The organism is Gulosibacter sp. 10, assembly GCF_900163695.1.
Taxonomy (GTDB): domain Bacteria; phylum Actinomycetota; class Actinomycetes; order Actinomycetales; family Microbacteriaceae; genus Gulosibacter.
Genome location: NZ_FUIC01000043.1, coordinates 1 through 9,790, shown reverse-complemented (window position 1 = coordinate 9,790; position 9,790 = coordinate 1). Strand labels below are relative to the sequence as shown.

The 9,790-nt window shown below is 63.7% G+C and carries 6 protein-coding genes; 2 read left to right on the top strand and 4 right to left on the bottom strand.

The window, feature by feature from the left end:
* Positions 1-310: 310 nt before the first annotated feature.
* Together FM112_RS14520 and FM112_RS14515 are read right to left on the bottom strand one after the other, a co-directional pair.
* On the bottom strand, positions 311-1,663 hold the full coding sequence (locus FM112_RS14520) for a RelA/SpoT domain-containing protein (protein ID WP_087008865.1): 1,353 nt from the start codon (positions 1,661-1,663) through the stop codon (positions 311-313).
* A gap of 69 nt (positions 1,664-1,732) precedes the next feature.
* Complete coding sequence (locus tag FM112_RS14515) at positions 1,733-5,353, bottom strand: NACHT domain-containing NTPase (protein WP_140400715.1); 3,621 nt, start codon at positions 5,351-5,353, stop codon at positions 1,733-1,735.
* Positions 5,354-5,634: 281 nt separating this feature from the next.
* Between FM112_RS14515 and FM112_RS14510 the strand changes: the two genes are divergently transcribed.
* Together FM112_RS14510 and FM112_RS14505 are read left to right on the top strand one after the other, a co-directional pair.
* Positions 5,635-7,212: a recombinase family protein gene (locus FM112_RS14510; protein ID WP_087008861.1), complete on the top strand. Its 1,578-nt coding sequence runs from the start codon at positions 5,635-5,637 to the stop codon at positions 7,210-7,212.
* A gap of 268 nt (positions 7,213-7,480) precedes the next feature.
* The gene (locus FM112_RS14505) at positions 7,481-7,729 is read left to right on the top strand and encodes a hypothetical protein (protein WP_087008860.1); all 249 of its coding nucleotides are present in this window, start codon (positions 7,481-7,483) and stop codon (positions 7,727-7,729) included.
* 75 nt (positions 7,730-7,804) lie between these two features.
* Here FM112_RS14505 and FM112_RS14500 read toward each other — a convergent pair whose 3' ends face one another.
* Both FM112_RS14500 and FM112_RS14495 read right to left on the bottom strand, forming a co-directional pair.
* Positions 7,805-8,986, bottom strand: coding sequence for a site-specific integrase (locus FM112_RS14500; RefSeq protein WP_087008867.1), 1,182 nt, complete (start codon positions 8,984-8,986; stop codon positions 7,805-7,807).
* 4 nt (positions 8,987-8,990) lie between these two features.
* Positions 8,991-9,230: a helix-turn-helix domain-containing protein gene (locus tag FM112_RS14495; RefSeq protein ID WP_087008859.1), complete on the bottom strand. Its 240-nt coding sequence runs from the start codon at positions 9,228-9,230 to the stop codon at positions 8,991-8,993.
* Positions 9,231-9,790 lie beyond the last annotated feature (560 nt).

Below are 9,790 nucleotides of genomic sequence, written 5' to 3'. Positions count from 1 at the left end.
TCTGCTCGAAGCCGGCGGTTTCAGACCTCGACTACACCCTCGTTCGTGAAGAGCCCCAATACCTTCGGACGCGCTCTTGGAGTTTCTCGGCGAGCGTTATCGCTACTGGGAGGACGACACCCCACACGATCCGCTCATCGCTCAGTCGGATCCGGATCTCACCTCAGCCGGCCCCTGAGCCCGGCCAATCCGGGAGATCGACTCGTGTCACAGTTAGTGCATCAAGACATGTCACCACTGACGCCAGGATCCCAGATGGCACTGTCCATCCGCGGAGCTTTCACAGAGCCAGCGATAGCGCAGCCCCAATCTAGCCCCGGCCAGCGTTGCGTTCGATGGTCCGCGTCAAGTCGCGCAGCCACGCTGCCGCTTCGCTCAATCGCTCCGAAGGTGCGTCGGCCCCCTTCCCGTGAATGACTCGATTCCGCAGTTCGCGAATCATGTTCAACTCTGTGTACTGCTCAGGCGTGATCAGTTCTCGCGCAACAAGCTGCCGAAACAGCACTGGCAGCGGCGGCAACCTCGCCTCGTCTGATTGTGCAAGATCCTTAAGCAAGGTCTCTAGCAGCACCCATGCGGCCACGAACTCGCCAAGAGCCAGCGCCTGCGGTGCGTCAGCTTTCAAACTTGCGACCGTAGTAGTGCGTCGACGATTCGACGGATGACGCGAAGTTGACATTGCTCTCAGATACGCGTTGTAGCGCGACTCGTTGCCGGACAGCATGAGATCTGCCAGCTGCGCGGCTACCGGTCGGCGCTCAAAGTCTCGCTCAAGCAAATCGAGATAAGGCTCGACCGAGGAGGCGGTTGCTGAGTGCTGTTCAGCGAGGTAATCGAAGAGCACGTCAACCTGTCCTAGAGTCGCGTCGGTAAGGTCCACGTCCCGAGCCGACAGCCGGGAGCGGAGGAACTCAGCCAGTTCGTAATGGTTCCGGAACGGTGTTTCAGCGACCGTTACCCGCGCGTCGCCGGCCTTCTGAAGCTGCTCAAGGGCGATCTCACCAGCAAGCACGAGTCCATTGAGCTGGTCAAGAAGCGCGTACTCCGATGATGACAGCTCGCCCTCCAGCGGCTTGTAGACGAGGTCATGCTCGACCTCGGACCAGGCATGCATAAGCACTGAAGCCACCTGGACCTCGACGAGAGCTGACGCGTAGCGATCTTCTCCTGGGCCCAGACGCGAGTCGGGAATGAGGGCACGGAAATGTCGGGCACCGTAGCCGGAAAACCGCTGCCGGTGAACCGACGTACCGGACGAGGGTGGCTGCTCACCTGTGGCCGTGACGGTCTCAGGCGTGCCCACCCCCGAGCCGACTGACGGGCCATCGGGCGGAAAGCGCTTGTCCTGCTGCACATCAAGCGTTGATCTGATGACCCGTTCCGCTTCGTTCATCTGGCCGGGGAAGTAGAGCGCCACCCGCACGCCAGCAAGATCAGCAATGTCTCTTCGGATCTGAGTAACTGATGTGTACGGCTTCTTACGACTGCGCGCGTGCAGCTTGTCGGCCAGACGGTCAACAGACTTGGCCCGACTCGTAACTATGGCGCGCAAGCCCGAGCTCGCTAGAGCGGACTCCAACAGGCCACGAGCCATGCGCGCCGACGCATCCCAGAAGTCGAACTGCCGCTCATACTCGCTTACGAAGTCGTCAATGACACCCACGCCTGCCCCTTTCGTGCATCCCCTTTCGGCGAAGTCTACGATCGTATCGCGCGCAAACTTCGCCGCGTTCTAGCTACCAGCTCCGGCGCGAGTTTCAGCTTGCTCCACGTACTCGCGAATGTGTTTGTGCGTGGCCAAGGAGTTGCTGGAGCTGTGGTCGCAGCGTCCGCAGACGTAGGTGGACATCGGATTCGCTTCGAAGCACCAGATGCAGGTCCAGTGTCGGGCGGCCAAGACCTCCTCTAGTGTCGCGCCGGCGGCATCACGCACGGTACCGTCGGCGTCGGTTTTTGCGAGGACGAGCAGTTCTTGGTTGGCGTCGGTGTCGTCCGCCGCGAGGTAACGGGCAGTTGCGGCACGTGCACCGTCACCTTCAGTCATCAGAAGAGCGGCTTCAGTTGCGGCCGAGGAGGCATTGAGTAGTCGTACGAAAGCAAGGTTGCGTTCGCTGTGCCAGTTGGCGGCGTCGACCTCGCGTGCAGCCTCGCAGACGGATGGGTATGACTGCTTCACGAGTACGTCGCGCGCGAGGTCCGATGCCCATCGTCCGCGGCCGGCAACGATCGCGACCAAGTCTCTTGCCACGGTCTCCGGGATTGCACCGTCTGATCGTGTTGCGGGCTGAAGGCGTGGAGTGAAGAGGCATGAGACGAGGTCGTGATGCTCGGCACCGTCTGCCCGGCTGACATCCGTCGCTTCGACGCGCACGGCGGCATGGCTGAGTCGCGCACTGCCGATCGCAGCCGTGAAGAGAAGCTCTGCGGTGCTCGCGGGGGTCTTACTGGCTTCTCGCAGTTCCCACAACATGACCCCGCGCAATCTCGCGACGTCGACCAGATCGGCAAGGGCGCACATCCGCCAGCGCTCCATCGCAGTTGTTTCCGCCGCGGATGCCTCTCCGGAGGTCAGGTGCGGCAGGAACCAGCCGAGTTCGAAGTCGTCGAGCTGTGCCTGAGCGAGCCAAGACAATCCTCGAGTCGCCTCGTGTGGACTCACGTATCCAGCAGCGGCGAGCGTTCTGCGCACTTCGTGGTATTGGCCCGCTGGGAGGCGGATCGATATGTCCCAGATACGGTCGATTGCAGTCTCGGTCAGCTGTGTCGCGAATTGAGAGGCCTGCAGCACCACGCGGTCGAGACCAGCGGGTGGTGGCTCACTGCTCGTGCCGATGTGGAGCGTGCCGAACCGGTCGTGCGAGGGCGGCGCATCTCGGTACTCGGCTAAGGGGTATGCCAGCGCATGTTCGATGGCGTCAACGATAGGCGCGTTGCCTGCATTGATTTGAGAGTCGGCGGCCGCGGCCAGTTCGCGGAGTGCGCGCAGGATCGCGGATCGGTCAGGATCGGTTGTGTAGCCATCCAGAAGCGCGTCCTTCTGGCGGCGCAGGTGCGGCGGGACGGGGAGGCTGGCGAGTTCGACGGCGAATCGCCAGCCAAGTCCGTCGTGCCTGTCCTTGGACTCTTCAGCCCTAGTGAGGACAGAGAGGACACCATCTTGCGGTGTGGCCGCGACGACCGGGATACGATCCGTGGCCGCCGCGGCGAGCGCGGAGATGACGTTAGAGGTATCCGAGTCGGTCAAGTGTGACCAGGAAGGTAGGGACTGGATCATCCAGCTCGCGGCGCGTGCGCGTCGGAGACCGGTTTCTTCGACCGCTGCTGTGATCAGCCATCTGGCGATGTCGACATCTGCGCTTGTCGCGAGTGCAAGCGCGTTGGCGCAAGCGGGGTTATCCAAGCACTGCGTCAGCCAGTCCCGCCGTTCCGCGGCAGAGTCCAGTCGGACTGCGGCGTACGCGTCGCCCAGCTCCGCGAACACGCGCGAGCGCGGTTGGAGGTTCTGGCCGCTGTCGACGAAGACACCCACTGTCTCGTCCCAGAAGGTGGTCACGAACTCCGCTATCCGTTCAGTCGAACGTGGCGACAATGCCCAGTTAGCCAGCCCCGCTGCGACTCGCCGTCGGGCATCCGCGACCGACAGTGTTGCATTCGCGTTGAGGGAGCGGCCGATCGCTGCGAACCCATCGAGGAGCATCCCAGCGCTGAAGCTGGGGTCGGGTGCTTCCAGATTGTTCGCGGAGCGTTGCGCCTCCCACCGGTTGATGCTGTCGTCGATGACACTCTTCAAGAGCTCGACTGCTGAGTCCCCCGATGAGTGCCCGTCGAGGAGTCTCAGTGTCGCCAGCGTGCCGAGGAGGGGAACCTTCCAGATGTCCTGGTGGGAGTCCGCGTTCCGATCGATCAGCTCGAGCTTCATACGGCACCATTCATCACGGCCCGCTTCAGGGAGTGTTGCAGCCGCGTACGACTCTGTGAGGGCGACCTGAGCTCGGCGGTTCGAAGAGGGTTTGAGATCGACCACCGGCATTGCAAGGTGTGCCGCGGCGTCCATCGCACTTTCGCGGGTGGTGATGAGTACTCCGACATCCGCGCTGAGACCAGCGAGAACGTGCGCGATGCCGGCCGCTATGACGCCTCGCTTCGCGTGCGTTTCGTCGAGCCCGTCCAGTAGCAGGATGCAGTAGCCGGTTCGGATTTCCGACTGCAGTGCGCGCACAAGCGGAGCAGATGGTTCGCGTCCACCGTGCGAGGCGGCAGTCCGGATAAGCAGGTCGAGAGACACATCATCCACGCCTGTCACGAGGGGCGCAATATCCCGAAGTCGCACCAGCAGCGGAAGAGGCGCCCCCGGTTGCGCAGCAAGCCACCCCGCAACCTGCCGCACAGCCTCGGACTTGCCCGCGCCCGGGAGTCCTCGAAGGATGAGTCGGCCGTTCCGACGCAGCATGTGCGTGAGCGGATCGCTGCCAGCACGCGGCTCGCCCATGTCGTATTCGACCTCGACCGACCCGATGAAGTCATCAACTTTCAGCACTGGGACACGCGGGGAGATGATCGCCAAGTCCAGCCGGTCCCTGTGACTCGCCATGATGTCGCGGTATTCTGCCAATGCCTGGTGCTCTAGTTCGTGGGCCCTCGCGACACTTCCAAGTCCGTCGATCGCAACGTCCATGCCGTTGTTGATGAGCGCTTGTATCCAGTCCCGACTGCCAGTTTGTGTCCGTGCCGCGGACTGGCGCTGAAAGAAGGCCTGCAGGCAACGAAACGCCGCCGGGCCGGACCCAGGCGAAGTCAGCCGTTCCATCCGGGCTGCAGCGGAGTCAGCGCGGGTGTCGCTGATGTCCTCGACCTCCCAGGCGATGATTCGTACGTGCGCAAGGATCTCGTCTGTGCGGGGACCGCACTCCTCGCGAACCTTGGTCGTGAACGCCTCAAAGTGGGCGAAGTCTCCCGCAGGTGGTTTCGGCGAGCGGCCGAGGCGACGCCCCTCCAGCACGCGCAGCGCTCCTGCGACTTGACCGCGGACCGTTCGCAGTGCCAGTACTAGCGTGTCCTCGGTTCCGAGTGGTTGTGCGGCCCATTGGCGGAAAGTGCTTCGAAGCGAGGCATCGTTCACGGATCGTTTCGCCTGGATGAACCATCGCTCTCCGTTCTCCATCGTGCAGACGATGTCGTCCACGGCGTCTGCCGTCTCAAGAGCGATCGAGGTCGGAACGCGGCCTTCTACTCCATCCAGGGGTGTTCCGGACAGGCCATGCGCGGCCAGCACGGCGGCGAGCCCATTGCGATGAAGGCTGCCTAGCTCATTCGCCGCTCCACCCGCGTTCGAGGCGTTCGCGATGTCAGGCACCTTCGAATCATTTCACGCGCCACGTCCCGGACGGGGTGTATTAGCGTGATCGGTCCAGTCCGATCTAGCCGCCGGAACGGCTACACCCAGTTCGAGAAGCCTGCGAAGGAGTTGACAAGCACCTCGACTCCGGCACTACGTGGCAAGACAACGACCTCAATGATCTCTTCTACGTCTCCGGCACCACCGGACACGCCGACCGCATCGTCGCCGAGCGGCACGCTACTGGACTAATCGATGCTGATCCCGTATCGAACGACACAGCGGCCATTCTTGGCTGAGTGAATCAAGCCTCCGATCTCCTCCAGCTCGCCGCTCCTGCCCTTAGTCTGTCGGCGCCGCGGTCGGCCGTCTCTTACATTCGTGTCTCTACTGTTCGTCAGGCAGATCGCGGGGGTACACGAGACGGCTTCTCCATCCCGGCCCAGCGAGACGCGAACCAACGTCAGGCACACGGGTTGGGGGCGCTCGTCGCCGCCGAGTTCGTGGACCGCGGTCAGTCGGGGCGGAACACCAATCGCCCGGGACTCCAACGGATGCTCGCGTACCTGAGGGAACATCAGGTCGACTACGTCATCGTGCACAAGCTCGACCGCCTGGCACGATCGCGGGCCGACGACATTGCGATCACTCAGGCGATCCACGCATCCGGCGCGCGTCTGATATCCAGCACCGAGGGCATCGACAGCTCAGTGAACGGTGTCCTTCTGCACGGGATCATGGCATCAATCGCGGAGTTCTACTCTCGAAACCTCCGGCACGAGGTGATGAAGGGAATGCGCCAGAAGGTCCTCCAGGGAGGGACCCCGAACCGCGCACCCATCGGGTACCTCAACGTTCGCGTCCAGACCGACGACAACCGCGAGTTCCGAACGGTCAAGGTCGACCCGGAGCGGGCACCGCACATCACCTGGGCGTTCGAGGCATATGCCACCGGTGAGTGGAGCGTTGCACGTCTGTCGGACGCGCTCGGTGAGCGAGGGTTGCGGACACGGCCGACTCCCTCTCGCTCCCCCGCGATCCCGACGACCGCCAACCTGCACAAAGTGCTCAAGAACCCGTACTACAAGGGCACCGTGACGTTGAACGGGGCGCAGCACGACGGGTTGCACGAACCGCTCGTCCCCGCCACGACCTGGGACGCCGTCCAGCGCATCCTCGCGTCTCGACGAAACGGCGAGCGCAGCCGCATCCACACGCACTACCTCAAGAGCACCGTCTACTGCTTCGCGTGTGAGCGACGGCTGCTAGTCCACAACGCCCGGTCGAAGAGCGGACGCATCTACCGCTACCTCGTCTGTTCGGGCAGGCAGGGCACGCCGCGGTGCGGACAGAGAGCACTCCACATCCCGGACGTCGAACGACGCGTCGAAGACGTGTACGTCTCGCTCGAGATCTCGCCCGCCCGGCGCGAGCTCCTTGAGCGCATGCATCTCCACCGCTCCGAAGCAGACGCACCCGCTCGCGCGCAGGCGTGCTCTGCGCTCCGAAAGCAACGCGAGGCGATCGAACGGCGACAGACAAAACTCATCGAGCTCTACTACGCAGACGGGATCTCTCGAGACGTGCTGATGAGAGAGCAACGCACACTCGCGGAGGCGCTGTCCCGCATCACCGTCGAGCAGACGCGTTCTGAAGACGACGTCCTGCATTTGCAGCGAGTGAGCGTCACGCTCGACCTCCTGGAAGGCGCCCATGCGCGCTACACCGCCGCTGCACCCCACGAGCGCAAACAGGTCAACAACGCACTGCTCAGCCGCATCCTCATCGGCCCGGCAAGCGACGAACTCCACGTCGACCTGCTGCCCGAGATCACCGAGATTCTGGCCATCGACAGCGCCTCAGAAGGATTGATGTAAGCCACTTTGGGTGGACCCAAGGAGACTCGAACCCCTGACCTCCTGCATGCACTGCAGCGCTTCGCATAGAGCACCCCAGGTGCACCCAACGGGATTCGAACCCTTAACCAACTGGTCCGAAGACGTCGCCGCTCCAAGCCCCGACAGAACGTCGGAGATCTCCTGGCAGAGGGCAGCAATGCGTACCTACCTATCAGCGCCGACGACACCTTCCGACGCCGCGCGTGCTCGACGTCCAGTGACACAGCATGAGAGGAAGCAGAACGACATGTCCAAGGCATCGCCCAATGAACCGTCTGGCCCCGCCGAGTCGCGCTCGACACCGTGGGCGCCGCTGCTGAAGAAAGACATACCGGCGTTCCTCAACTACGCCGCCGAACACTACCCGCTGCTGATCGAGATCTTCGATCGCATCGAACGAGAGCTCCTCAAGGAGGGCGTCGATCTGAGCGGACTGGCGGACGGCGACCTCTCCGTCTTTGAGACACAGCCCGCCAAGCCCGAATCACGCACATAGAGGGCGCTCCCTCCAGCCGACGGGATCGTCACAGGCCGCTCGCACTTGTGACGATCCTCGTCGATCGGCCGCTGTTCACTGCTCCTTCGCGAACGCCTGCTCCAGCATCTCCGCGGTAGCCGGGTTCACCATCTCACTGCGGCGGATGTAATGCTGGATCGTGATCTTCGGGTCCGTGTGCCCAAGCAGCTCGGCAGCGAGCTCGACGCCGCCCTGCTCGTTGATCGCGGTCGCAACCGTGCGGCGGAACATGTGTGGTGTCACGCCGGTGATTCCAGCGAGGTCCAGCACGTGCCGAAGCTGACGGCGCACGTTGTTCGTCGTCAGCGGTGTTCCCTCGCGACTGCAGAACAGCAGGGCGTCGAGAGACGAGTCTTCCAGCCGCGTCATGCGGCGCCGCACAGCTTCTGCGGTGAACGACGGGATCGCCACGGTGCGACGGGACTTTGCCGTCTTCGGGTGGTCCTGGCGCATGGTCCGCTCTCCTCTGTGGCTGACGATCGTGCCGGTGATCCGGATGGATGGGGTCGGGCTAGTGACGTCGATGTCTCGGCGGCGGATGGCGAGGACCTCGCCGATGCGGGCGGAGGTGCCGAGCATGACCTCGACGATCGCCCCGAGCTGTCCGTCGGGCTTCGGTCCGGAGATCGAGCGTCCGGCCTCCCAGAACGCGATCGCGGTGCGGATCGCGTTCACTTCCGCGGGTGTCAGCGCATTCGGCGTCGAAGCCGGACGGTGCAGTCGCGCGACGTGGTCCATCGGGTTGCGTGGCAGCACCTCGTGGCGCACGGCCAGTCCGAGCGCGAGACGGAGCACGACGCGGGCCTGTTTGGCACGGTTGTAGCTCTGCTTCGCGAGCTGTTTGAGGAAGTGATCGCAACGGGCGACGCCGATCTCCCGCAGAGTCAGGTTCCCGAAGGCAGGCACGACGAGCGTCTGCATGTTCCGCTCATACAACTGCAGGGTGCGCTTCGAGAGCCGGTCTTCCAGTTCGAGGTCTTCGAGCCAGTACGCGACCAGGTCCGGGAACGGGCTGTCCGGGGTGAGCGCCGAGGACGACGGCTGGAAGAGGGTCCGGTCGGCGAGCTTTGCCTTCAACGCCCGCTCGGCGGACTTCCGTGTGTCCCCGGTCGCTTGGACGAGCCGGGTCTTGCCGTCCCAGTCGCGGTAGCGGGCGCGGGCGACAACGCGACCGTTGAGGCTCACGAGGTGGCCGATCTCCCCGAAGGTGCCGATGGTCAGTCGCTGGCGGCTCACCAGGTCACCTCCCACCCGCCGGTGCTGGCGGCTCGGGATCGCGTTGCTGCTCGATCCAGATTCGCACGTCCGAGAGCGTGAACTTCAGATGCTTCCCGAAGCGATACGCGCGCGGACCGAGACCGCGGGTGCGCCAGTCGTAGACCGTCGATACGGGCACGCCCAGGTAGGCGGCGAGCTCGCCGACGTCGAGCAGCGGCTCCAGGCCCCAGGGGTTGCCCGCCGGGATGTGTTCGGTGTCCATACCGAACAGGTGCGTCCTGCTCCCACCGACGGACCGGGAGCAACCGGCACGGTCGCTCCCCTGCCGGAGCACGGCGCCCCGAGCGGGCCGCGAGGGAGCCAAAGTGATGGGTTTTCGATGACCGGATCACATCCACCTACAGAAAAAGTCCCGGAAACCCTTGAGTTTCCGGGACTTCTCGGTCGGGCTGACAGGATTTGAACCTGCGACCCCTTGACCCCCAGGTAGCGACTTCGTCCGTTTTCGTTGATTTTGCGGGACTTCTGCGGGATTCTGTGCCTCCTGCAAGCCCTGCAATGCATGCAAGCCATGTTTCTGGTCCCGGTTTGGTCCCGGCTCGTGGTGGCTTCCCCACCGCTCACCAGGCCGTACAAACACGGTACGTGATGCTTGTCGAGCGATAGGTGCGAACCCGTCTCCGCGCATTTCCTGCAGGCCTCCGACCCCAGCCGGCGCCAGGCGTGGAAGGGGTTTTTGTCGGGTTCTTGATGGGCAGATCAAATCTGGCTCTTCTCGAACGAGGGTGTAGTCCGTTGAGCGCGTCGCTGTCCGTGTAGGAG

Excerpts from the sequence above, each read along its gene's own strand:
- FM112_RS14505 (WP_087008860.1), top strand. The coding sequence starts at position 7,481 with ATGTCCAAGGCATCGCCCAATGAACCGTCTGGCCCCGCCGAGTCGCGC.
- FM112_RS14495 (WP_087008859.1), bottom strand. The coding sequence starts at position 9,230 with ATGGACACCGAACACATCCCGGCGGGCAACCCCTGGGGCCTGGAGCCG.